This is a genomic window from Pantoea sp. ABR1s, from assembly GCF_057812235.1.
Genome location: NZ_JBSZSY010000004.1, coordinates 275,932 through 299,659, shown reverse-complemented (window position 1 = coordinate 299,659; position 23,728 = coordinate 275,932). Strand labels below are relative to the sequence as shown.

Genomic DNA, 23,728 nt, shown 5'->3' with positions numbered 1-23,728 from the left:
AATCACAATGGCTAAATGGATTTATAAACAAAGTACGGGTGAGTTATATCGCGATGGCAAGTTAATTGAAACAGGCTACTCTGGTATTCTTACAAACAAAAATAATCCTGACCGCGAGCAGGTTCGTGGTATGGGTCCAATCCCGCGAGGAACCTGGAGAATCGGCAGTGCCGGAACCAGCAAAGGCCCGCTCACAATTACCCTGGTTCCGCTCAGCGTCAACGCTTATGATCGTGATATGGGTACATTCAGGATGCACGGAGACAAACGCCACGGCATCAGAGGTTTTGCCTCTGCTGGCTGCATAATTATGGGACCATCAACACGCTTACTGGTTAGTAAAGATTACGGCGCAATTCTGGAGGTGGTGCGGTGATTAATCATTATGTGCTGAGTCTGGCCCTGGCCCTGTTACCGTTCGCTGGTTACACAGCAGATACACCTGGCAGTGAATGCGCCGCTCGGGGTCATTATGCCGAGGAGATGCTCTTATCTGCTATAACCAAAGAAGGTGTTAATGGGATTGAGCGAGATAAAACAATAGTTGAAGTGCTAAATCTTTCCCTCGTTTCTGATGCGTTAGCGCATCAGTTTGCGCATAAAGACGCTAAAACAGGTAAAGGTCTCTTGCTCAAAGATTACTTCGATATTTACCACAATAACGGCGCAATGAACCTGACGGTTAAATACACCTATACCAACCTGAAAGGCGCAAAAAATGTATATATTGTCTCCAGTATACTAAATAACGATGAGTGCTCTGTCCGATTCAACGGATATTTGACACTTTCCCGTGAGTTCTGAAGGGGGGTTAGCTATCCCGGGATAAGTTGTCAGATAAAAGAGTTGCGAATTTATGTTGGGTTCCCCGGCCAACCTGAAATTGATTAGCCGGGGAAATTTTTAAAATCTCCTGCGTCCTGCCTTTCGGAGGCTGTTCGATTAAAGGTCTTTTTCGTTACTTAACGCATTTCGCGCAGTGCGCGCGCTCAATGTGCTGGAAGAAATCGTTACCTTTGTCATCGACCAGGATAAAGGCAGGGAAGTTCTCCACCTCGATTTTCCAGATCGCTTCCATTCCCAGCTCGGGATACTCCACGCATTCCAGACTTTTAATGCTCTGCTGCGCCAGCACCGCTGCCGGTCCACCAATGCTGCCGAGATAGAAGCCGCCATGTTTATGACAGGCATCCGTCACCTGCTGGCTGCGATTGCCCTTGGCCAGCATGATCTTACTTCCGCCGTGTGCCTGAAGCAGATCCACGTAGGAATCCATACGACCGGCAGTGGTCGGGCCGAGTGAACCAGAAGCATAACCGTCAGGCGTCTTCGCCGGGCCAGCGTAATAGACCGGATGATCTTTGATGTACTGTGGTAATCCTTCGCCGTTATCGATGCGCTCTTTGAGTTTTGCATGTGCAATATCGCGCGCCACGATAATAGTGCCGGTCAGTGACAGGCGGGTTGAAACCGGATAAGCAGACAGTTGCGCCAGAATCTCTTCCATTGGGCGGTTGAGATCAACCTGCAACGCTTCACCTTCGCCCTGCTGACGCAGTGCTTCCGGGATCAGGCGGCCTGGGTTGGCTTCCAGTTTCTCAATCCAGATACCTTCACGGTTAATCTTCGCTTTGATGTTACGGTCAGCCGAGCAGGAGACGCCCATGCCGATCGGGCAGGAGGCGCCGTGACGTGGAAGACGCACCACGCGGATATCGTGCGCAAAATATTTGCCGCCAAACTGCGCACCCAGACCGAGCTGCTGCGCCGCTTCCAGCAGTTCCTGCTCCAGCTGAACGTCGCGGAACGCCTGACCGTGCTCGTTGCCTTCAGTGGGCAGCCCGTCGTAATAGTGAGTTGAGGCGAGCTTCACGGTTTTCAGTGTGCTTTCTGCCGAGGTGCCGCCAATGACAAACGCAATATGGTAGGGCGGACAGGCCGCGGTGCCGAGGGTACGCATCTTATCTACCAGGTAATTTTTCAGCTTGCCCGGACTCAGCAGCGCTTTGGTTTCCTGATAGAGATAGGTTTTATTGGCGGAACCGCCACCTTTGGCGATACAGAGGAACTTGTACTCATCGCCATCCACGCTGTAGAGGTCGATCTGCGCTGGCAGGTTAGTGCCGGTATTCACCTCTTTATACATATCCAGGGCTGCATTCTGCGAATAGCGCAGGTTATCTTCGATATAGGTGTTGTAGATACCCTGTGACAGCGCAGCTTCATCACCGCCGCCGGTCCAGACGCGCTGGCCCTTTTTGCCCATGATGATCGCGGTGCCGGTATCCTGACAGGTTGGCAGCACGCCTTTGGCGGCAATTTCAGAGTTCCTTAAAAACTGCAGGGCGACATATTTATCATTGTCGCTGGCTTCCGGGTCATCAAGGATGGAGGCGACCTGCTGCTGGTGGGCCGGACGCAGCATAAAAGAGGCGTCGTGGAACGCCTGCTGGCTCAGTAACGTTAGTGCCTGCGGATCGACTTTAAGGATCTCCTGACCCTCAAACTCGGAGACGGAGACATGCTCACGACTCAGCAGATAGTATTCGGTATCTTCGTGGGACAGCGGGAAAGGGTTCTGATAGACAAAAGGCTTGTTCGACATTTTTTCTCACTTAATGACCGGCTGAACCTCCGCGGACAGGCTGCGGGGCGCAACATCATAGGCGAATTAATTGTTTATTATGCTTCCCCACCGCGGATGCGGTGGGGAAGTGCAGGAATGGTATCTTATAACGCGTTGATCTGCATGTTGTATCCGTCAGAACAACCACACCATCCACGGATAGGCAATCAGCATCATGGAGCCTAAGAAGATGGCACCGAAGATGGTTCCCAGACGCCAGTAGTCTTTGGTAGGCAGATAACCGCTGCCGTAGTAAATCGGGCTTGGACCAGTGCCGTATGGTGTGATGATGCCCATCACACCCAGGGAGGTACATAACATCAGGCAGAAGACCGGCATATTGATGCCCGGAATGGAGGCTGCAATGGTCAGCATGGCCGGTAACAGCGCGGTGGTGTGTGCGGTTGTACTGGCAAACAGGTAGTGCAGCAGGAAGAAGGCGATTAACAGCACCACGGCCGAAACCTGCGGGTCATAACCCTGCAGCAGCATGCCACCCTCTTTACCTAACCAGGTAATAAAGCCGACGCGGGCCAGACCATCGGCCAGTGCCACCAGGGTGGCGAACCAGGCAAAGGTGTTCCAGGCCGGTTTATTACTGGTGATGTCATTCCAGGTCAGTACGCCGGTCCACAACATCAGAACGACCACCAGCAGCGCCGCCATGGCAGGTTCGATCCACGAGGTGGCGAAAATCCACATCAGCAGGGCGCAGACCACAAACACCAGCAGCAGGATTTCATTGCGGGTCAGTCTGCCCAGTTTTTCCAGTTCAGCGATGGCCCATTTCGGCACTTCATCATTGATTTTAACTTCAGGTGGATAGAACCAGTAAGCCAGCAGCGGCATGGTCAGAATCAGCAGCACACCCAGCGGCAGGAAGGCCAGGAACCACATGCCCCATGAGATATCAAAACCGACGATGCTTTTTACCAGTGCCAGTGCCAGCAGGTTAGGTGCCAGCGCAGAGAGGAACATGGAACTGGTAATACAGGCCGCGGTAATCGCTACCCACATCAGATAGGAACCGATTTTTCGGGCGCTCGGGTCGTTAGGTTTAGAGCCGTAAAGCGGCGGCAGGTTGGCGATAATCGGGTAGATGGTACCGCCACTGCGCGCGGTGTTTGACGGCGTAAAGGGCGCAAGAAGCAGGTCAGCAAAGGTAATAGCATAACCCAGCGTCAGACTGCGGCGACCCAGATACTTCACCAGAATCAGGGCCAGGCGGCGACCAAACTGGGTTTTGTCATAACCTGCGGCGAACATAAAGGCACCGAAGATCAGCCAGACCGTGGAGTTGCCGAACCCACTGACCGCCCATTTGAACGACTCACTGGCGACTTTGAATTTCGGGTTAGCCAGTTCAGCCGGGCTGAAGAGCAGAAACTGGCTGAACAGCGCGATGACTACCACGCCGGTCAGGCCGATCACCGCGCCTGGCAGGGGTTCAAAGATCAATCCGACAATCACGCCGACGAAGATGGCGAAGAAGTGCCAGGCGTAGGGTTCGAGTCCGGCTGGTGTGGGCACCAGCAACAGCAACACGGCAACGAGTACCGGCAGAGCAAGCATGATAGCTTTCTTTTTACCCGGCGCCGCAGGTGCGACTTTTGGGGGTTCAGTTACAGCTGAGAGTGGTTTCATAGTATTTTATCTGCAAGTTAAGAAGAATGCGATTTGCGCCCCGGACCTTCACTGATGACTTTCTTTCTTATTCTTAATAGTGTGAATAAACCGCGATGCACTGATTTTTTAATCGACTGCTTAGCTATTGAGCTGCATTTTTAAATCCATGTAAATATGATGCGATTTTTGCAAATATAGATTTTGATCCAGATCAAAGAAATTAATTCATTATTCCCCATTTTTAACATTTATTTTTTATTTATATTTACGGCATCGAAATTTTGACGGTTCTGTGAAGCTGGTCGACAAATCACCAGCTCACGTAAACTGAATGCCTTGCTTTAATTGCATGATGATAAACGATTTATTTTTTATGTAAACGAATGGTTGATTTTTGGTTACCCATGGTTAACAATTAATATAACTTCACTTTATGCATTCGGCAAATAAAAACTCTAAATCATTTAAAAGTTAAAAAAGTAAATTTATCGCTTATGAAAGCAAAGAAAAGGGTATATTAGTCTCATGACATCGGACCACTTAATTAAGCGATAATTTGCGTCCGCTAAAAAATTTCCAGACTTTTAAATCTTGGAGTTTATCGCAATGAAATCTCTCACCCCTATCCTTAATCCACTGACCCTGCCTAATGGCGCTGTGTTGAAAAACCGACTGGTAATGGCACCGATGACCACCTGTACCGGCTTTTATGACGGTACGGTCACCAGTGAGCTGGTCGAGTACTATCGCGCACGTGCAGGCAGCATCGGAACCGTGATCGTTGAATGCTGCTTCATTGACAACCGTGGCCCGGCATTTCCGGGTGCCATTGCTATCGACAGCGACAACAAAATCCCTGGTCTGAAACGCATTGCGGACGCGATTAAATCTGAAGGCTCTACGGCCATTTTGCAGATCTATCACGGCGGCCGTATGGTGGAGCCGGAGCTGATTGGCGGCAAAACGCCGGTTGCGCCAAGCGCCATCGCAGCGCCGCGTGAAGGGGCAACCAAACCCCTGGCGCTGAGCGCCGAAGAAGTTGAAACCATGATCACCAAATTTGGTGATGCGGTGAACCGCGCTATCAAGGCCGGTTTCGATGGCGTCGAAATTCATGGTGCTAACACCTACCTGATTCAGCAGTTCTATTCGCCGAACTCTAACCAGCGCGATGACAAGTGGGGCGGCAGCCGCGATAACCGCGCACGCTTCCCGCTGGAAGTGCTGGAAATCACCCACAAGATGGCCGAGCGCTTCGCCCATAACTCTTTCATCATCGGCTATCGCTTCTCGCCGGAAGAGATCGAAGTGCCCGGCATTCGCTTTGACGACACGCTCTATCTGCTGGAAAAACTGGCGGCGCGCGGACTCGATTACGTCCATTTCTCAGTAGGCCAGCTGCTGCGTCCGTCAATTGTCGATACCCAGGACCCGACGCCGCTGATTGAGAAATTCGTCGCGATGCGTTCGCCTGTGCTGGCAAAAGTGCCGGTGATTGGCGTTGGCGGCGTCGTCAATAAAGCCGATGCCGAGCTGGCGTTGGAGAAAGGCTACGATCTGGTGGCGATTGGTAAAGCCTGCATCGCTTACCCGAACTGGGCTGACCGCATCATCAATAACGAACACCTCGATCTCTACATCGACAGCAACAAACGTGAAGAGCTGCAGATCCCGGAACCGCTGTGGCGCTTCTCCCTGGTCGATGCGATGATCCGCGACATGAGTGAATCGGGCCGTAAATACAAAGCGGGCGTCTATCAGGAAAAAGTCGAAGCCGAAGCGCTGAAACTGAAAATCAACGTCACGCTGGATACTGACCGTATCACCGACATCTCGCTGGTGCCGGATGACACCCTGGATGTGGACTTCACCACCACCTTTGAAAGCCTGCGTAGCCGCATCCTGGTAGCCAACAGCCCACACGTCGATGCGATTACCGGGGCGACTACCCAGAGTGAGGCGCTGAAAAAAGCGGTTTCACGCGCGCTGACCACCTCCAGCAAAGAGCATGTGATTGAAGAGGGCGGCAACCCTAACGCACCGCAGAATTACGATGTGGTAATTGTGGGCAGCGGCGGCGCCGGTCTTGCGGCGGCGATTCAGGCGCACGATGAAGGTGCGCGCGTGGTCATCATCGAGAAGATGCCGACCATCGGCGGTAACACCATTAAAGCTTCAGTGGGCATGAACGCCGCGGAAACCCGTTTCCAGAAACTCAAAGGCATCGAAGACAGCAAAGAGCTGTTCTACGAGGAGACGCTGAAAGGCGGTCAGTTTAAAAATAATCCGGTGCTGCTGCGTGAGTTTGTAGAGCTGGCGCCGGAGGCGATTGAGTGGCTGGCGAATCACGGCATTGAGCTTAACGACATCACCATCACCGGCGGGATGAGCATCGATCGTACCCACCGTCCGGCGGATCGTTCAGCGGTGGGTGGCTTCCTGATCAGCGGTCTGGTTAAAAACATCAACAGCCGCAACATCGAAGTCCTGCTTGAAACCTCAGTCTCAGAAATCCTCTATGAGAACGGCGCGGTAGCGGGTGTGAGAGTGGTCGATGAGTACAACGACAGCCGTATCCTGAACGCGAAAAGCGTGATTGTGGCGACCGGCGGATTCAGTGCGAACCGTGAACTGGTAGTGAAATATCGCCCTGAACTCGATGGCTTTGTCACCACCAACCACAAAGGCGCCACCGGCAGCGGTATTGCCATGCTGGAAAAAATTGGTGCCGGTACCGTGGATATGGGCGAAATCCAGATTCACCCAACGGTTGAACAGACCACCTCTTATCTGGTCTCCGAATCCATTCGTGGCGGCGGTGCTATCCTGGTCAGTCAGGCGGGTGAGCGCTTCTACAACGAAATGGAAACCCGCGATAAAGTCTCGGCGCAGATTATCGCCTTGCCAGAGAAGAGTGCCTGGATTGTGTTTGACGAGCAGGTGCGGATGAATAACAAAGCGGCTGACGAATATATCGCCAAAGGCTTTGTGGTCAGCGCGCCAACCGTGGCGGAACTGGCGGTGAAGCTCAACATGAGTGAGCATCATACGCTGGAAGCCACGCTGGCCCGTTACAACAACTTCGTTATCATGCAGAAAGATGAAGACTTCGGTCGCCAGACCGCGCTGCGTCATCCTCTGAGTGAAGCGCCATTCTACGCGATTCGTGTTGCACCGGGCGTACACCACACCATGGGCGGCGTCACCATTGACACCACCACCGCGGTGCTGGACAGCCAGAAACAGGTGATTAACGGCGCCTGGGCCTGTGGCGAAGTGGTTGGCGGCATTCACGGCGCGAACCGCATCGGCGGTAACGCAGTCGCCGATATCATTATCTTCGGCATTCTGGCCGGTGGTAACGCCGCCGCTTACGCCCGACGTTAAGGGTCGTCTCCGGCATCCGCGCTCTGCGGATGCCGCTCTTTTCTTTTTCAAGCAGAGTCGCCTATGTTAACTGATGCGCGTGTCTATGCTTACTCCGCTGTCTTAATGGGTTCACCCATCCTGCTCAAACTCTTCGACGATAATCAGACCCTGGCCGGACAGGTCTTCCGCCTGATTAAACAGCAGGAGAATCTCTTCACGGTTAACCGCGGGGCGTCGGAAGTGATGGCGATTAATCACGCGGCAGGGCAGCATCCGGTGGTCGTGAGTCAGCCGGTGTTTGACCTGATCGCCTGCGCGCATGCGGTGAGCCTGCTGCCCGACAGCCTGTTTAATCTGGCTATCGGCCCGCTGGTGAAGTGCTGGAAAATCGGCTTTCAGGGCCACCGTGTTCCATCAGAGACAGAACTTCAGGCGCGCATGGCGCTGACGAATCCGCATGACGTTATTCTTGATAACGCAAGCCGCAGTGTCATGCTGGCCCGGCCGGGGATGGAGATTGATCTGGGCGCCATCGCCAAGGGCTATATCGCCGATGTTGTGCAGGCATTCTTGCGCCAGCAGCAGGTCAGCAGTGCGCTGATTAATCTGGGCGGAAATGTGCAGACGGTGGGTGCGCCGCCAGAAGAGGCGGGCTGGGCAATCGGCCTGAAAAAACCATTTGGTGAGGCCGATGAGCTGATCGGGGTGATCGGGGTGAATAATCGCTCGGTGGTGACATCCGGTATCTATGAGCGTTATTTCGAGCTGGATGGCGTCTGTTATCACCACATCCTCGACCCGCGTAGCGGTTATCCGCTGGATAACGACCTGCTGAGCGTCACCGTGATCTCTGACCGTTCACTGGATGGCGACATCTACACCACGCTGCTTTACGGCCTCGGCGTTGAACAGGGCATTGCCTGCCTGGCGGAGCAACCGGGCATTGAAGCGATGTTTGTGACCCGTGACAGGCAGGTGATCTGCTCGTCACAACGTCACTTTTCTTTTCAGTTACTGGACACCGATTACCGGCTGGTTCACTGACAATATTGTTTGAGTAAAGTGTGATACTCCGGCTGCAGGCGATAGCGATAAACCGGACGGCCCGTAACCCCATAATGAATACTGGTGAACAGGATATTAATCTGCGCCAGCCAGATCAGATACTTGCGGCAGGAGACGCGGGAGATATTCACCTCGGTTGCCAGTTCGTCGGTGGAGAACTCGGTACCCGGGTGGGCGTCGATCCACAGACACAGGGTGCGCAAGGTCTGCGGTGTTAATCCTTTCGGCAGTCGCTTCTGCTCGCTGGCCCCCGGCGGATTGCCATGCAACAACTGATCAACGTCCGACTGCTGATAGAACTGATGATTATCCATCAGCGATTTTTTCTGTCGCCAGCCAGTCAGCGCCTCTTCAAAGCGGGCAAACTGGAAAGGCTTGATCAGATAATCCACCACACCGTAGTTGAGTGAGGTTTTGATGGTGGCGGCATCTGCTGCTGACGAGATAATAATCACGTCAACCGGACGTCCTGCGCTGCGCAGTTCCGGCAACAGGTCGAGACCGTTCTCCTGCTGCATATAGATATCCAGCAGGATCAGATCAACCTGAGGTTCGGCCTGCGCCAGCCGCTCTTTGGCCTGCTGTAAGGTTGAGGCGGTGCCGCAGCAGGTAAAGCCTGGGATCTGCCCGATATAACAGCGATTCAGCTCGGCTACCATGGCGTCATCATCGACAACTAACACATTGATCATTGGGTAATCATTCCTCTCTCCCACGGAAGTTGTACTAAGAATTGGGTGAATACACCCGGTTCCGACTCGACACTGACACTGCCGCCCAGGCTTTCGGTCTGCTGCTTAACCAGAAACAATCCGACACCGCGATCTTCGCCTTTTGACGAGACGCCACGCTCAAAAATGGCGCTGAGCTGCGTACCGTCGATCCCGGGTCCGTCATCACTCACTTCACAGGCTAACCAGCCATTCTGATAATGCAGCATGAGGTGGATCTCCCCTTCGGTTTCCGGATCCAGCGCCTCAAGCGCATTTTCAATTAAATTGCCCAGCACCGTAATCAGTACCGCGCTCTGCTCCTCGCTGCCGCAGTCGGGCAGAAAACTCGCCTCATCGATAATCAGCTGATGGCCTTCATCGGTCACCCGGTTGATTTTGCTGAGCAGGAAACCCGCAATGATGGGCGATTTGATCTTTTGCAGCAGCGAACCAATCTCCGTCTGATAGGCGTTGGCGGTTTTCAGGATGTACTCTTCCATCTGCGCATAGTTTTTCATATGCAGCAGGCCCAGAATGACATGCAGCTTATTCATGAACTCATGGGACCGTTCACGTAACGCGTCTACATAGTTTACCATGCCGTCCAGACGCTGCATCAGCTGGCTGATCTCGGTCTTGTCCCTGAAGGTGGTCACCGCGCCGATAATGCGGTCACGACTGCGAACCGGCACGGTATTGCTGATCAGGATGCGATTACCCAGCGTCAGCTCCTGATCGTGCCAGGCTTTGCCCGCATGCAGCGCATCCTGCTGATGGCGGTGCATTACGCTCTCTTCAGCAATCAGATCGCCGCTTAATGGCATCTTGCGGGTGGTCTCATGCAGTAGCTGCTGTGCCGCGTGGTTAATCAGGCTGACGCGTGACTCATCATCGACCGCAATCACACCCTCTTTAATAGAATTGAGGATCGCCTGACGCTGCTCGAACAGGCTGGAAATTTCGTGCGGCTCCAGCCCGAGCAATATGCTCTTCAGGCGCCTGACCAGAATAAGAATCCCCAGCAGACCCACCAGGCCGCCAAATAAGACAGTCCAGACAATGTTCCAGCGGCTTTTGGCAATCTGCGCCGCCACATCATTTAGTGCGATGCCGATTGCCACCACGCCAATCTGCTGATGCTCTGCGTTATAGACCGGGGTAAATACCCGCAGTGCCTCTACCAGCACGCCGTGATTTACCGCCACATTTTCCCGCCCGCTGAGGGCCGGATAGATATCGTTGCCGACAAAATGTTTGCCAATCACCGCCGCGTTCGGGTGTGAAAAGCGAATGCCACGCATATCCGTCACCACCACAAACAGCAGGCCGTTGCGTTTGCGCGCGGCTTCAGCCAGTGGCTGAATCTGGCTGCTGCCATCCGGTAACAGTAACCCACGCTGCACTTCAGGGCTGTCTGCCAGAGTGCGTGCCACTGCCATCGCCTTATCTTTAAGATGCGACTGAGCAAAGTTATCGATCTGCACAAAATAGAGCAGATGGACAGCGAGCAGCACGGTGACGATAACCGCGGTCATCATCAGGGTGGTCAGGGTACTGAGTTTCATGGGTCGTTTAGTCACGGCATGTCGGTTCTGTGGTTGGCTTGTCATTGGCGTTCAGCACGGGTGGGAGATCGCCCGGAAACATACGCTAACTGACCGCATCAGTACAGTTTTAGCGGTCTGCGCGCGGGCAATCGCCGGAGAACAATATTTGTGTTAGGGGATTGTATAATTCAAAGGACACCCTTAATGTGTGGTTAAAATATGTGAGCAATTCGGTAAGCCTTTTGTAATTAAATTAAGGCTAAATTGCTATTTTTAATTTTATAACTATTTTCACATTAACTCACAAATAACATTATTTTAAACTTTAAGGACTTTTTTTAACCAGTACCGTCTGAGCTGTAGATTAAAATGATGAATTCAAAGAAAGTTATCCCCACTCTTTCCCTCGCGGCCTTGTTAGTTTCTTCAGCACTGCATGCTGAAACTTCACCAGAAAAAACCGACGTCCTGTTAATTGGTGGCGGCATCATGAGCGCCTCAATGGGCACCATGCTGGAAGAGCTGCAGCCTGGCTGGAAACAGATCATGGTTGAGAAGCTGGATGGTGTGGCACTGGAATCCTCTAACGGCTGGAACAACGCCGGTACCGGTCACTCTGCCAATATGGAGCTGAACTATACGCCAGAGCGTAAAGACGGCTCGATCGACGTGACGAAAGCGCTGGAAATCAACGAAGCCTTCATGGTTTCACGCCAGTTCTGGAGTTCGCAGGTCAAAGAGGGCGTGATGCACGATCCGCGCTCTTTCATCAACTCAACGCCACACATGAGCTTCGTCTGGGGCGACAACGTCGACTTCCTGACTAAACGCTATGCGGCGTTACAGAAAACCGCGCTGTTCCAGGGCATGAAGTTCTCTACCGATCACAAGCAGATCGAGCAGTGGGCACCGCTGGTGATGGAAGGTCGTGATCCCCAGCAGAAAGTGGCCGCAACCTGGACGCCAGTTGGCACCGACGTAAACTACGGTGAAATTACCCGTCAGCTAATCGGCAGCCTGAAGAAGAATGACAACTTCCGTCTGGAAACCTCGTCTGAAGTCACCGATTTCAAACGTAACGGTGATAACTCATGGCACGTCACCATTAAAGATGCCAAAAACGGCAACGAGCGTGCAGTTGACGCGAAATATGTCTTTATTGGTGCTGGCGGCGGCGCGCTGAAATTACTGCAGAAAACCGGCATTCCGGAAGCGGAAAACTATGCAGGCTTCCCGGTCGGCGGTTCATTCCTGGTAACCGAAAACAAGGCGATTGCCGATCGTCACCTGGCGAAAGTCTACGGTCAGGCGTCTACCGGTGCACCACCGATGTCCGTTCCGCATCTGGATACCCGTTATCTGGATGGCAAACGCGTCGTGCTGTTTGGACCGTTCGCGACCTTCTCAACCAAGTTCCTGAAAAATGGTTCACTGTTTGACCTGCTGAGCACCACCACTACCCATAACATCGTGCCAATGACCGATGTGGGTATGGATAACTTCGACCTGGTGAAATACCTGGTTGGCCAGGTGATGCTGACAGAAGAAGATCGCTTCGAAGCGCTGAAAGAGTACTACCCGGACGCGAAGAAAGAGGACTGGAAACTGATTCAGGCCGGTCAGCGCGTACAGATCATCAAGAAAGATGCTGACAAAGGTGGCGTGCTGAAACTGGGTACAGAAATTGTGACCGATCAGCAGAAAACCGTGGCGGCACTGCTGGGTGCTTCTCCTGGTGCATCGACCGCTGCGCCTATCGCGTTAAGCGTGATGCAGAAACTGTTCCCGGAAGAGTTTAAGTCAGCGGAATGGCAGGCCAAAATCCACAAGATGATCCCAGGCTACGGTCAGAAACTGAATGACAACGTGCCGATGCTCCAGCAGGTATGGAATGACACCGCTGCGACTCTGCAGCTGACCACACCGCCGGTTATCAACATGGATGGCAAAGCAGCCGAGGCGCCAGCAGCACAGCCTGAGCAGGCAGCGCCTTCAGCGAAGCATGACATGGCGCTGTAACAGCGACCTGACATAAAAAAAGCCCGCACAGGTTATCCTGCGCGGGCTTTTTTATTGCCGCGTTGTCTGCCCGTTACTCCGGCTGGTTACCGCGCCAGTTGCCCCAGGGATCTTCTGCGGGTGCTTGATCCGCCTCTTCAGACGGTGCTTCGCGGGAGGCCGGTTTCTCTTTTAACGAGGCGAGATAAAGCGCTTCGACTTCAGCCCGCGCCCAGGGCGTGCGCCGCAAAAACTTCAGGCTTGATTTAACACTCGGATCGCTTTTAAAGCAGTTAATGTTGATCCGTTTTCCCAGCTCCGCCCAGCCATACTGCGCGACTAAACTGTTTATCTGCATCTCCAGCGTTACGCCATGCAGAGGATCTTTTGAGGTTTGTGCGTTCATCATCTATCCGCCTGATTCATTCAATGCCGCACATCCTGACAATCGTAAAGCCGTTGTGCAAGGCGTGAAGGTGAAAAAGGGCATGCCGTGGCGCGTTAAGCGCAGATTTATGTGTCTGAGTTAACGTGACAGGCAGAAGAGTGCGCAGGCGTGCGGCGATTGTGCTAATCATAAGCGACTGATGATGCTCAAAAAGGATCCCCTGCCATGTCTGTGCCCGTCGATAATCTGCTCAGCTCCGCCAGCCGTAAACGTGCTCTGATAGCCGGTTCGGTAGGTAATTTCATTGAATGGTATGAGTTTGCCGTCTATGGCTTTCTTGCCACCGTGATAGCGCAGAACTTTTTCCGGCTGGAAGGGGAGTCAGCGCTGACCGGGCTTCTGCTGACCTATGCATCATTCGCCATCGCCTTTTTCTTCCGTCCACTCGGTGCAATCATTTTCGGCCGGATGGGTGATCGCATCGGGCGCAAACCCACGCTGATTTTTGTGTTGATCATGATGACGCTGGCGACGGCGGCTATCGGCCTGGTGCCCACCTATGCCCAGTTGGGCATCCTGGCGCCGCTGATCGTGACCGGTCTGCGTATTCTGCAGGGCCTGTTCGCGGGGGGTGAGTATGGCGGGGCGGTATCGCTGATGACCGAGTTTGCACCGCGCGGTAAGCGGGGCCTTTATGGGGCGTGGCAATCTTTTACTGTGGCGCTGGGATTACTGGCTGGCGCGGGCATCGTAGCGCTGCTCTCACTGCTGCTGTCGCCGGAGCAGATGCTGAGCTGGGGCTGGCGCATCCCGTTCTTCATTGCCCTGCCGCTGGGTGTCATCGCGCTCTGGCTGCGGGTTCAGATGGAGGAGACCCCGGCGTTTATTCAGCAGCAGGCAAAACCCGTTGTAAAAGTTGACGCCAGCCTTGGCGATACGCTGAAAACGATCCTGCTCGGTATCTGTCGGCTGATGGTCTGGTCGGCGGCCGGTTACACCTGGCTGGTGATTATGCCGACGTACCTGCAGGCATCGCTGCACACCGGTTTTAACCAGGCGTTGCTGATTGCGGTGATATCGAACCTGGGCTTTGCTGCCACCATCATCCCGGCCGGCATGCTGAGTGACAGGATTGGCCGCCGTGCGGTGATGGTGACAGCGGCGGTATTGCTGCTGGTGCTCTCTCTGCCGCTGCTTAACATACTTCAGGCAGAGAGCACCGGACTGCTGCTGAAAGCGCTGGTGGTGTTTATCGCGGGCGGAGTGGTCGGGTTGCTGGCCGGACCGGGGCCTGCAATGCTGGCAGAGATGTTCCCGACGCGGGTGCGTTATACCGGACTGGGTCTGGCCTATTCGCTTTCTAACGCGGTGTTTTCCGGCTGTGCCGGATTGATCATCACCGGGTTGATTAAACAGACCGGTAATCCCGATATCCCCGCCTGGTATGTGATGGCGACTGCGCTGGTCAGTATTGTTGCGTTGATGACCCTGAACAAAGATGACCATCTGCGGCTGCTGGATGAGCCACCGTCGCGCTAAGTGTCGGCAAGCAAGCTGAGCGGAAAATTCAGGCTGCATAAGTGCCATGCAGCCTTTTTTTGACAGGTCTGCCGGGAAGGGCAACAAACCAGCCTGCTTATCAGAAATGCAGTTGTAATATCACCGGCGTAACGTGCTGCTCTGTTCAGGCCGATGTAACAGGGTTTTATTCCGTAAGCGATTCAGCCAGGTCAAAGTCTCTGACCTTCTCGCGTCATCAACACCGCCAACAGGTCTGAAGTCAAAGAGGATGCTGGAGAGAAGGATTCAGACAAGGTCATTCACTTTGCGATGATGGCAAACTAAAAACCTGATCACGGCAATTAACTTTATGAGCATGGTTGTCGGCAATAACGATGACAGCAGCCATAATCAGACCGAGAAAAATGATAACTAATTTACGCAGGAGCATAAGCGTTAATTCCTGTGGGATTAAACTATTCTTATCTGTAATATGTTATTCACTTTTATCAGTGACTTAACGTGAGCGTTGATTAATTATGGCTGAAGTAAGATTTTTATATATTGATCGCGATGCGGTTTTTCAGACTCTGCTGAAATAAAGGCGTCATGCAAATTATGAAATAAACGAAATCTAAATGAGGGAATAAAATCTGTTAATTTCCCTGCTGTCTGTTTGACTGAAAAGAGTTGAACCTGTATGGCTTCAGGCTGCGAAGAGGAAAAGCTGAATAAAGGCCCACAGTTGAACACAGCGTGCAGCGTGCTGGATCCGGTCCGGACGACTCATCCGACAACCGGATCCCGAGGGTGGCGGTCACATCACTAACTTTAAACAGATTACAGACTGAGAACGGTGTCGTCAGATTTCTGTTTCTCCGGCTGAGTGATGAAATCCTGTGCCAGATCGGCGACGATGGCTGCAACGGTTCGCACCGATTTAATCATCGAGATGCCGGTGCCTGTCGAAACGACGCCTTTGTCAAAATTGCCCAGTCGCATCGCCTGCCATAATGAGTGGTAGCCATTCATTGCAGTGAACAGCGTTTCACGGTCAGCGCCCTGTGCATCAAGTTCTGCCAGCCTGGGGCTGAGCGGCGTTGGCAATGTCCGGTAATAAGCGGGCAGGGTGCGGAAAAGTAGCAAATCTTCTGCGCTCGATGAAACAATCAGCTGCTTAACCTTCTCATCCGCCGGGTTCTCCTGCGCGGTTAAAAATAGGCTGCCTATCCAGACGCCTTCTGCACCTAACGCCATGGCTGCACGCACGCCACGCACATCCCCAATGCCGCCTGCCGCCAGCACCGGAATTTTCACACTGTCAGCGATCATAGGCACGATGCTGAACGTTCCGATAATGCGTGATGGCACGGTGCCGCCTTCATCAAATCCGGTGGCGACAATGATATCGGCGCCAAGCTTTTCAGCCTGCTGAGAATTCGCTACGTCAGGCGTCAGCGCACGATAAAGGATTTTGATGCGATGTTGTTTCAGAAAATCGAATATTTCGGCATCAAGCACTTCATTAACTAAAACGACCTCTACCTTCTCTTCAACAAACATTTCAGCTGTTGGACGCCAGAAACTCATATCGGGCCCATTGATCAGGGTTGCCCCAAAAGGTTTATCCGTCAGCTGTTTGGTTTTTCTGATTTGCTCACGCATGCGCTCCAGCGCCATGAAACGAGAGTCCGGCACTGTATCCTGCCCGGCGTTGGGGCCAATTATGCCTAATCCGCCTGCGTTTGATACTGCGGCAACAAACGTTGCATTGGTCAGAAAGTACATGGGTGCCTGAATAATGGGATAGCGAATATTCAGAATTTCTGTCACACGGTTTTTCATGGTTTTTCCTTATCCGGATACTGTGTAGCCAGACTTATTCGTTAGAAATAAGAATTTTTTACGGGCCGTTTTATTTTTATTCTCTTAGCCAAAACAGGGAGTTTAATAGTTGAAAATAAGAAGTAAACGGTCAGAATTGGGTACGTGTTTGCCAGATATGGAAAGATAATGGATCTCAACGCGACAAAACTCTTTATTGCAGTCGTTCAGGCAGGCAGCTTTTCAGCGGCAAGCGAGAGAACGGCTATCCCCATCTCTACGCTGGTGCGGAAAGTGAACGAACTGGAGCAGGCACTGGGTGTGCAGTTACTGGAGCGATCAAAGAAAGGGGTCAGGCCGACCTACAAAGGACAACAGTTCTTTGAGCAATCGCGACCTGGCCTGGAATTGCTGGAAGAGGCCACCAAAACGGTCAGGTCTGCGCACAAACTGGCGGGCAAGCTGCGAATATCGGTGCCGCCTGACTTCACCATCTGGTGGGAATTGCTGCATGCGTTTCAGCAACGCTATCCTGATATCAAAGTGTTTTGCCACTCAGGGGAAAGAGTGGTGGATCTGTTTGAAGATGGCATTGACGTGGCACTCAGGCTGGGCGAGTTGCATACCGAGGATGTAATTGCGAAACCGGTTATGAATGTCGAGGCATGGTTTGTTGCCACGCCTGAACTGGCTGAACGCTTTGGACATCCGCAGACGCTCGCGGCGCTGGCGACGTGTCCGATAGCCAGCTGGGAAGGGCTTAACAGTGGTTCCTTTGAGTGGGTATCCGGAGACGAGAAGGTAAAGTTTGAGCCGTTTTTTTCCTCTAACAACACGCAGGGCCTGCGCCACTATGCACTGAGCGGTGCCGGGGTATCGCTGTTGTTTGATTTTTTAGTTAAACCTGATGTGGAGAGCGGGAAGCTGGTGCGGCTGCTGCCCAGTTATCCGACTCACTCGATGCCCTTACATCTGGTCTATGTCCGGCACAAACATCCTTCAGCCATCACACTCGCGTATCTGGATTTTTGTGCTGAATGGGTAAGTCAATACAAGATCGGCTAGGGGCTACACAAAAGGGGCAGAGGCGAAGATGTCCGGCAAACCAGCGCACAGGCGCTGTGGCCTCACCGATGAATGAAAGGGATAAAAACATAAAAAGAAAAGGCGCCCGGAGGCGCCTCTGATAGTGATCCTGACGCCACTATTTACACCAGCTGCTGTGCCGTGGTTTCCACCAATGTCAGCAACACTTTGATATCTTCCAGCGTCACTGTCGGATTCAGCAGGGTCATCTTCAGGCAGGTCACGCCATCGAACTCGGTCACGCCAACGTTGGCGCGGCCCGATTCCAGCAGGGCATCACCGATGCGCTGATTCAGCAACGCAATATCCGCACTGCTGAGGTGCGCCAGATGCGCCGGACGATAGCGGAACAGCACGCTGGCCAGCTGCGGTTTCATCACCAGCTCCAGCGCAGGCTGCTCATCAACGTACTGTGCAACCTGCTGTGCTAGTGTCACACCGTGATCGATGATTTCGGCATACTGTTTCTGACCCAGCGCTTCCAGACCCATCCACAGTTTCAGTGCATCAAAACGGCGGGTGGTCTGAAGCGATTTGGACACCAGATTCGGCACACCCTGCGCTTCATCAAACTCAGAGTTCAGATAGGCCGCCTGGTAGCGCATCAGCTCATAGTGGCGTGCTTCCTTCAGCAGGAAAGCACCACAGCTGATGGTCTGGAAGAACTGCTTATGGAAGTCCAGGGTAATGGAATCGACCAGCTCAATGCCATCCAGATAGTCACGATACTTTTCTGAGAGCAGCAGCGCGCCGCCCCAGGCCGCATCGACGTGCACCCAGATGTTCTCTTCGGCCGCCAGCGCCGCGATTTCACGCAGGGGATCGATCGCACCGGCATCGGTAGTACCCGCCGTGGCAACAATCGCCAGAATGTTTTCACCGTTGGCTTTGGAGGCTGCCAGCTTGTGGCGCAGGTCATCCATATCCATGCGGGCAAAGCGATCGCATTTCACCTGCGTCACGGATTGATAGCCCAGACCCAGCAGCGCCATGTTCTTCTGAACCGAGAAGTGCGCATTCTCTGAACAGAAGACTTTAATCTTCTTCAGATCGCCGGTTAAACCATCCTGCTGAACAGAATGACCCTGGCGGGCAAACCAGGCATCACGCGCCAGCATCAGACCCATCAGGTTGCTCTGGGTGCCGCCGCTGGTGAAGACACCCGCGTCGCCGGACTGATAACCGACCTGGGTGCGCAGCCACTCGATCAGCTTCATCTCAATCAGGGTGGCTGAAGGTGCCTGGTCCCACGAATCCATACTCTGGTTGGTGGCGTTAATCAGCACTTCCGCCGCCTGGCTGATAACCAGGCTCGGGCAGTGCAGATGCGCCACACACTGCGGGTGATGAACCGACAGGCTGTCTTTGAGGAAGTACTCAATGGCGCGTTCAATCGCGGCCTGGTTGCCCAGGCCCTGAGGATTGAAGTCCAGCTTAATGCGCTCGCGCAGCTCTGCGACGGTTTTTCCCTGATACATCTCAGGTTGTTCCAGCCACTTCACGACGGCCGCGCTACTCTGGGCAATCGCCTGCTGGTAGGCCTCGGTACTCTGTGCTGAGGCCGCCAGAATCGGGTTTAACCGGGACATTGCATTCACTCCACTCAAACTGGTTTCACGCCAGCTGACAGCAGGGCGTTTTCAAATTTATCCATAAACACGTCCAGTTCTGCATCTGTGATCAGCAGGGAAGGCAGCAGACGTAATACGCTGCCGTGACGTCCGCCACGCTCCAGAATCAGGCCGTTCTCAAAACATTTTTTCTGTACCAGCGCGGAGAGCTCGCCGTCTGCCGGGAAGCTGCCCATGTGATCAGCGGCTTCGTCAGGTTTCACCAGCTCAATGCCGATCATCAGGCCCAGACCACGCACGTTGCCGATTACCGGGTAGCGCTGCTGCAGCTCGCCCAGTTTGCCTTTCAGCCATTCGCCCTGTGCAGCAACTTTGTCAGCGATGTTGTTATCTTTCAGCAGTTTCAGCGTAGTCAGGCCGGTCGCCATTGCGAGCTGGTTGCCACGGAAGGTGCCGGTGTGGTGGCCAGGAGACCAGGCGTCGAACTCTTTCTTAATGCCCAGTACCGCCAGTGGCAGACCGCCGCCGACCGCTTTTGACATCACGATGATGTCCGGCTCAATACCGGCGTGCTCAAAGGCGAAGAATTTACCGGTACGGGCAATGCCCGCCTGCACTTCGTCGATGATCAGCAGAATGCCATGCTCTTTGGTCACTTTACGGATGCGCTGCAGCCACTCAGCCGGAGCCGGGTTAACACCGCCTTCGCCCTGAACCGCTTCCAGAATGACGGCTGCCGGTTTGCGAACGCCGCTCTCAACGTCGTTGATCAGGTTTTCGAAGTAGTAGGTCAGCGCTTTCACGCCCGCTTCACCGCCAATGCCCAGCGGGCAGCGGTAGAGGTGCGGATAAGGCATGAACTGCACTTCCGGCATCAAGCCGTCGACCGCTTCTTTCGGTGACAGGTTGCCGGTAACAGACAGCGCGCCGTGGGTCATGCCGTGATACGCACCAGAGAAGCTGATGATGCCGGAACGACCGGTATGTTTTTTCGCCAGTTTCAGCGCCGCTTCAACGGCATCCGCGCCCGACGGGCCGGTAAACTGCAGGCAGTACTCTTTGCCCTGACCCGGTAATAACGAGAGCAGGTACTCAGAAAACTCGTCTTTTAACGGCGTGGTTAAATCAAGAGTATGTAACGGCAAGCCGCTGGTAATGACATTTTGAATGCTCTGCAGAACGTCTGGATGGTTATGACCCAATGCCAGCGTTCCGGCACCTGCAAGACAGTCGAGATACTGATTATTCTCGACGTCTGTGATCCAGACACCCTGTGCTTTCGCAATCGCGAACGGCAATTTGCGAGGATAACTTCGAACGTTTGATTCAAATTCAGCCTGACGGGCTAAATAGGTTTCATTGGTTGCGTTTAAGTTCTGTGCATTCAAACTATCAATACGGACTTTATCCGTCATCATATCTCTCCTACAACCGGGACGGGCGTAGCGTCGCAGTTGAATAAATGTATTTAAATTGGGGTATGTGTTTTAAGCGCGGCCAATATAGGTGTTTTTAAGGTCCGACTCAATGTTTAATTTTATCGGCAGATAACAGATTCTTTGCTATAGGAATCAATCATTTGGTGAGTTTGTGAACGTATACATTATTGCCGCTTCGCTAGTCCGTTGTTAATAAGTGGCGTAAAAACACCAGCTTACCCGGCGCGGAGCGTGCTAAGTCAATGATAATAATCTGTGTAAATAGCTGTTTCCGGGGCAAAACGCTATCAAAAAGGGGCCTTTTCAGATGGAAAAAGCATAAGTCAGTTTGACTGAAGAAGCTGCATTTATAGCGGGTTAAAAGCGCAGACCAATTAAAATAATAAACCTTTTATTAACATTTAATTAAAATCTGGCGTTGTTAAAGCCTTTATAACGCGTCAGATCCACGTTACGACAGGAGATGATCAATAAACTGCGTTAAGTCAGCCATCCCTTCGCTTGCCTTTTTCTCCGACGGATTGATGGTCAGCAAATCGGCATAGCCGTTAAGCATCGCACTGATTTGCCGGGCGGTGCGCGGTATATCGGCACAACGCAGCGTTCCATCTGTGACGCCGTCACGAATTATCTCCTCCACCAGCGCCTGCCACGCTGCCGTCATTTGTTCTGCCAGCGCGGCATAGGCTTCGTGATGCGCAGCCATCTGCCAGAATGAAGCATAAAGTTGCCAGGTTGCATCCGGTGCGCTCGGCAGATGACTTTCGAACAGCGTCAGCAACCTCTGGCGGGGTGTGAGTAGAGTCAGGGAGTCAGCAAAATTTTCTAAATCCACGTGCATAAAGCGTTCAAGCGCTGCCAGGCAGAGCGTCTGCCAGTTGCTGAAATAGTGATAAATATGACTGCGTGAAATGCCCACCGACTCAGTGAGTTCCCGAGTGGTCACTTTTTCGATCCCTTTCTCGATAAATAACACTATCGCGGCATCCAGGATTTTGGTTCTCAGTGCTTCAGCTGACTCTTTCATCTTTCTCTCAATGAGTGTCACGTTGACTTTGAGCAACTGCTCAAATAGACTGCTTTTCGTTCTTGAGCAACCGCTCAAGACTCATGATATCAGAAACAGAAACTATGCATTCCTCAAAAACGATCCTGCCGGTAGCAAAACCCCGCAGCGCTATTCTGACATTAAAAATGCTCGGCCGTCGCCATAGCCGCAAGCTGTTCCTCACGCTGCTGCTGGTGGTGGCGGAAAATGTCATGTATCTCCTCTATCCGCTGCTGGCGGGCTTCGCTATTAATGCGATTCTCTCCGGCAGGACCTGGCATGCGGTGCTCTATGCGGTGATGGTGTTTACCATGTGGGCCATCGGAGCGGCACGACGCAGCGTCGATACCCGCACCTTTGCCCGTATTTACGCCGGGCTGGCCGTGCCGGTGATTGTGGCACAGCGTAGCGAAAACCAGAGCGCGTCAACCATTGCCGCGCGGGTGGCCTTGTCACGCGAGTTTGTCGACTTTTTTGAGAAACATCTGCCGGTGCTGATTACCTCGCTGGCCTCTATGACCGGCGCCGCGGTGATGCTGCTGGCTATCGAGTTCTGGACCGGCGCGGGCTGTCTGGCGATCCTGCTGTTCTTCGCCTGTTTCCTGCCGGGATTTACCCGCAAAAACGATGTGCTGTTTGGTCGTCTGAATAACCGGCTGGAGAAAGAGGTGAGCTTTGTCAGCAACGCTAACGCTGCGTCACTGGACCGTCATTATGGCGTGCTGGCCAGCCTGCGGATCCGTCTCTCCGATCGGGAAGCCTGGGGTTATCTGGCCATCGGTAGCGTGGCAGCGCTGCTATTTGCTGTCACCATTGCGGTAATGTCGAACCGTAGCGGGACCAATGCGGGTCACATCTATTCGGTGATGACCTATATGTGGATGTTTGCCATGAGCCTGGATGATGGCCCACAGCTGCTGGAAAAATATTCCCAGCTGAAAGACATAGGTCGCCGGGTGAATACCGGCACACACTGATTTGGCCGATTCAGCCGCTGCCTTCTTTTGGGCGTTGTCTCAGTTGAGGGCTCAAGCAGCCGCCGGAGGGACCGGCGGCAACGGAGGTGAAGAATAACGAGCCGACTCGGGACCGAAAGCGATCACGGCTCAGGGGAGGGGCTAATAATCCAGCTCACCTGGCGCAAATGCTCTGAATGCGTTATCAGATGGCGTATAGCCCAGCACTTCTCGCGTCTGTGTCAGATCAAAGCGCTTAAAGCGGTTATCGGAAATGCCGTAGCCAATAAAGAAGGTGATCTTCTCTGCCTCGACAGCGCCAGTCAGCAATCTGACGGCATCTTCCGGACTCAGCCATGCGCTGTAATCCCGTGCATTATGCAGGCTGTTATCCAGTGCAGGTTCAAACGCCCCGATTCTTAATGCCACACAGCTCAAGCCGTGCTGGCTGGCATAGAAGGCGCAAAGTGCTTCACCATAACATTTGGTGACGCCATACAGATTCGCGGGAGAGACAGCCATGCCAGGATGTATCTGGACATCCGCCGGGTAGCCCTCAATGGTCTGCGCACTGCTGGCAAAGACCAGACGACGACAGCGGTGCTCAGCTGCTGCCCTGAGTATCCAGGTCGTAGAGAGAATATTGGCGGGCAGCAGATCGTCGAAACTGGCCTGCGCATCCGGGATACCGGCGAGGTGGATGACGGTATCGACAGGCTCTTCAGCCAGTAATTTCTCCGCTGCACCTGGTTGTGACAGATCCGCCACAATAAAACGATGGGGTGCGGGTATCGCGTAATCCGGCTCACGTAAATCGGTCAGGATAAAACGGTAGTTGTTCTGGCTGGCCGCAAAGAAAGTGCGCCCGATTCGCCCGCTGGCACCGGTAAGAAGGATAACTCTGGTCGTCATCTGCTGATCCTGTTATGCAAAAGAAGCGCTGAGAGGTCAGTTAAACAGAGATTCACGACT

19 protein-coding genes are annotated in these 23,728 nt (G+C 53.3%); 8 read left to right on the top strand and 11 right to left on the bottom strand.

Annotated features, from left to right (window positions below; translation table 11 throughout):
* Positions 1 to 7 precede the first annotated feature (7 nt).
* Both ACXKZD_RS22545 and ACXKZD_RS22540 read left to right on the top strand, forming a co-directional pair.
* Positions 8 to 376 (top strand): DUF2778 domain-containing protein, encoded by a 369-nt coding sequence (locus ACXKZD_RS22545; protein WP_033768483.1) that lies wholly within the window; start codon positions 8 to 10, stop codon positions 374 to 376.
* On the top strand, positions 373 to 804 hold the full coding sequence (locus ACXKZD_RS22540; RefSeq protein WP_050679380.1) for a hypothetical protein: 432 nt from the start codon (positions 373 to 375) through the stop codon (positions 802 to 804). The genes ACXKZD_RS22545 and ACXKZD_RS22540 overlap by 4 nt, the downstream gene beginning before the upstream one ends.
* Positions 805 to 958: 154 nt before the next feature.
* Here the strand turns inward: ACXKZD_RS22540 and fumA are convergent, their stop codons facing one another.
* Both fumA and ACXKZD_RS22530 read right to left on the bottom strand, forming a co-directional pair.
* Entirely contained in the window at positions 959 to 2,605 is a 1,647-nt protein-coding gene (gene fumA / locus ACXKZD_RS22535; protein ID WP_010670309.1) for a class I fumarate hydratase FumA, read from the bottom strand.
* Positions 2,606 to 2,761: 156 nt separating this feature from the next.
* The gene (locus ACXKZD_RS22530) at positions 2,762 to 4,270 is read right to left on the bottom strand and encodes an anion permease (RefSeq protein WP_010247273.1); all 1,509 of its coding nucleotides are present in this window, start codon (positions 4,268 to 4,270) and stop codon (positions 2,762 to 2,764) included.
* A gap of 588 nt (positions 4,271 to 4,858) precedes the next feature.
* On the opposite strand from ACXKZD_RS22530, the gene ACXKZD_RS22525 reads away from it, so the two are divergent.
* Entirely contained in the window at positions 4,859 to 7,639 is a 2,781-nt protein-coding gene (locus tag ACXKZD_RS22525; RefSeq protein WP_031592419.1) for a flavocytochrome c, read from the top strand.
* 63 nt (positions 7,640 to 7,702) lie between these two features.
* Positions 7,703 to 8,665, top strand: coding sequence for an FAD:protein FMN transferase (locus ACXKZD_RS22520; RefSeq protein WP_488982254.1), 963 nt, complete (start codon positions 7,703 to 7,705; stop codon positions 8,663 to 8,665).
* Here the strand turns inward: ACXKZD_RS22520 and dcuR are convergent.
* On the bottom strand, positions 8,659 to 9,378 hold the full coding sequence (gene dcuR, locus ACXKZD_RS22515) for a two-component system response regulator DcuR (protein ID WP_009093030.1): 720 nt from the start codon (positions 9,376 to 9,378) through the stop codon (positions 8,659 to 8,661). The two genes, ACXKZD_RS22520 and dcuR, sit on opposite strands and share 7 nt — an antisense overlap.
* Positions 9,375 to 11,009: a sensor histidine kinase gene (locus ACXKZD_RS22510; protein WP_029519181.1), complete on the bottom strand. Its 1,635-nt coding sequence runs from the start codon at positions 11,007 to 11,009 to the stop codon at positions 9,375 to 9,377. The genes dcuR and ACXKZD_RS22510 overlap by 4 nt, the downstream gene beginning before the upstream one ends.
* 306 nt (positions 11,010 to 11,315) lie before the next feature.
* On the opposite strand from ACXKZD_RS22510, the gene mqo reads away from it, so the two are divergent.
* Positions 11,316 to 12,965 carry a malate dehydrogenase (quinone) gene (gene mqo / locus ACXKZD_RS22505; RefSeq protein WP_033760335.1) on the top strand — a complete coding sequence of 550 codons (1,650 nt, stop codon included), beginning with the start codon at positions 11,316 to 11,318 and terminating at the stop codon, positions 12,963 to 12,965.
* A 73-nt stretch (positions 12,966 to 13,038) separates the two neighbouring features.
* On the opposite strand, the gene ACXKZD_RS22500 is transcribed toward mqo, so the two are convergent.
* The gene (locus tag ACXKZD_RS22500; RefSeq protein ID WP_033761066.1) at positions 13,039 to 13,350 is read right to left on the bottom strand and encodes a VF530 family protein; all 312 of its coding nucleotides are present in this window, start codon (positions 13,348 to 13,350) and stop codon (positions 13,039 to 13,041) included.
* 207 nt (positions 13,351 to 13,557) lie between these two features.
* Here ACXKZD_RS22500 and ACXKZD_RS22495 point away from each other — a divergent pair, with 207 nt between their 5' ends.
* The gene (locus tag ACXKZD_RS22495; RefSeq protein ID WP_010247251.1) at positions 13,558 to 14,871 is read left to right on the top strand and encodes an MFS transporter; all 1,314 of its coding nucleotides are present in this window, start codon (positions 13,558 to 13,560) and stop codon (positions 14,869 to 14,871) included.
* Positions 14,872 to 15,148: 277 nt separating this feature from the next.
* On the opposite strand, the gene ACXKZD_RS22490 is transcribed toward ACXKZD_RS22495, so the two are convergent.
* Both ACXKZD_RS22490 and ACXKZD_RS22485 read right to left on the bottom strand, forming a co-directional pair.
* The gene (locus ACXKZD_RS22490; RefSeq protein ID WP_488982253.1) at positions 15,149 to 15,283 is read right to left on the bottom strand and encodes a hypothetical protein; all 135 of its coding nucleotides are present in this window, start codon (positions 15,281 to 15,283) and stop codon (positions 15,149 to 15,151) included.
* Positions 15,284 to 15,672: 389 nt separating this feature from the next.
* On the bottom strand, positions 15,673 to 16,677 hold the full coding sequence (locus ACXKZD_RS22485; protein WP_488982252.1) for an NAD(P)H-dependent flavin oxidoreductase: 1,005 nt from the start codon (positions 16,675 to 16,677) through the stop codon (positions 15,673 to 15,675).
* 168 nt (positions 16,678 to 16,845) lie between these two features.
* On the opposite strand from ACXKZD_RS22485, the gene ACXKZD_RS22480 reads away from it, so the two are divergent.
* On the top strand, positions 16,846 to 17,721 hold the full coding sequence (locus ACXKZD_RS22480; protein ID WP_052271584.1) for a LysR family transcriptional regulator: 876 nt from the start codon (positions 16,846 to 16,848) through the stop codon (positions 17,719 to 17,721).
* Between the two features lie 143 nt (positions 17,722 to 17,864).
* On the opposite strand, the gene ACXKZD_RS22475 is transcribed toward ACXKZD_RS22480, so the two are convergent.
* The 3 genes from ACXKZD_RS22475 to ACXKZD_RS22465 all read right to left on the bottom strand — a co-directional run bounded on the left by ACXKZD_RS22475 (position 17,865) and on the right by ACXKZD_RS22465 (position 21,779).
* Complete coding sequence (locus tag ACXKZD_RS22475; protein WP_050679376.1) at positions 17,865 to 19,331, bottom strand: pyridoxal phosphate-dependent decarboxylase family protein; 1,467 nt, start codon at positions 19,329 to 19,331, stop codon at positions 17,865 to 17,867.
* A gap of 14 nt (positions 19,332 to 19,345) precedes the next feature.
* Positions 19,346 to 20,731: a diaminobutyrate--2-oxoglutarate transaminase gene (locus ACXKZD_RS22470; RefSeq protein WP_010247239.1), complete on the bottom strand. Its 1,386-nt coding sequence runs from the start codon at positions 20,729 to 20,731 to the stop codon at positions 19,346 to 19,348.
* Positions 20,732 to 21,203: 472 nt separating this feature from the next.
* Positions 21,204 to 21,779 carry a TetR/AcrR family transcriptional regulator gene (locus tag ACXKZD_RS22465; RefSeq protein ID WP_010670320.1) on the bottom strand — a complete coding sequence of 192 codons (576 nt, stop codon included), beginning with the start codon at positions 21,777 to 21,779 and terminating at the stop codon, positions 21,204 to 21,206.
* Positions 21,780 to 21,883: 104 nt separating this feature from the next.
* On the opposite strand from ACXKZD_RS22465, the gene ACXKZD_RS22460 reads away from it, so the two are divergent.
* Positions 21,884 to 22,777: an ABC transporter six-transmembrane domain-containing protein gene (locus ACXKZD_RS22460; RefSeq protein ID WP_033760348.1), complete on the top strand. Its 894-nt coding sequence runs from the start codon at positions 21,884 to 21,886 to the stop codon at positions 22,775 to 22,777.
* Between the two features lie 141 nt (positions 22,778 to 22,918).
* Here the strand turns inward: ACXKZD_RS22460 and ACXKZD_RS22455 are convergent, their stop codons facing one another.
* Entirely contained in the window at positions 22,919 to 23,668 is a 750-nt protein-coding gene (locus tag ACXKZD_RS22455; RefSeq protein WP_033760350.1) for an NAD-dependent epimerase/dehydratase family protein, read from the bottom strand.
* Between the last annotated feature and the right edge of the window lie 60 nt (positions 23,669 to 23,728).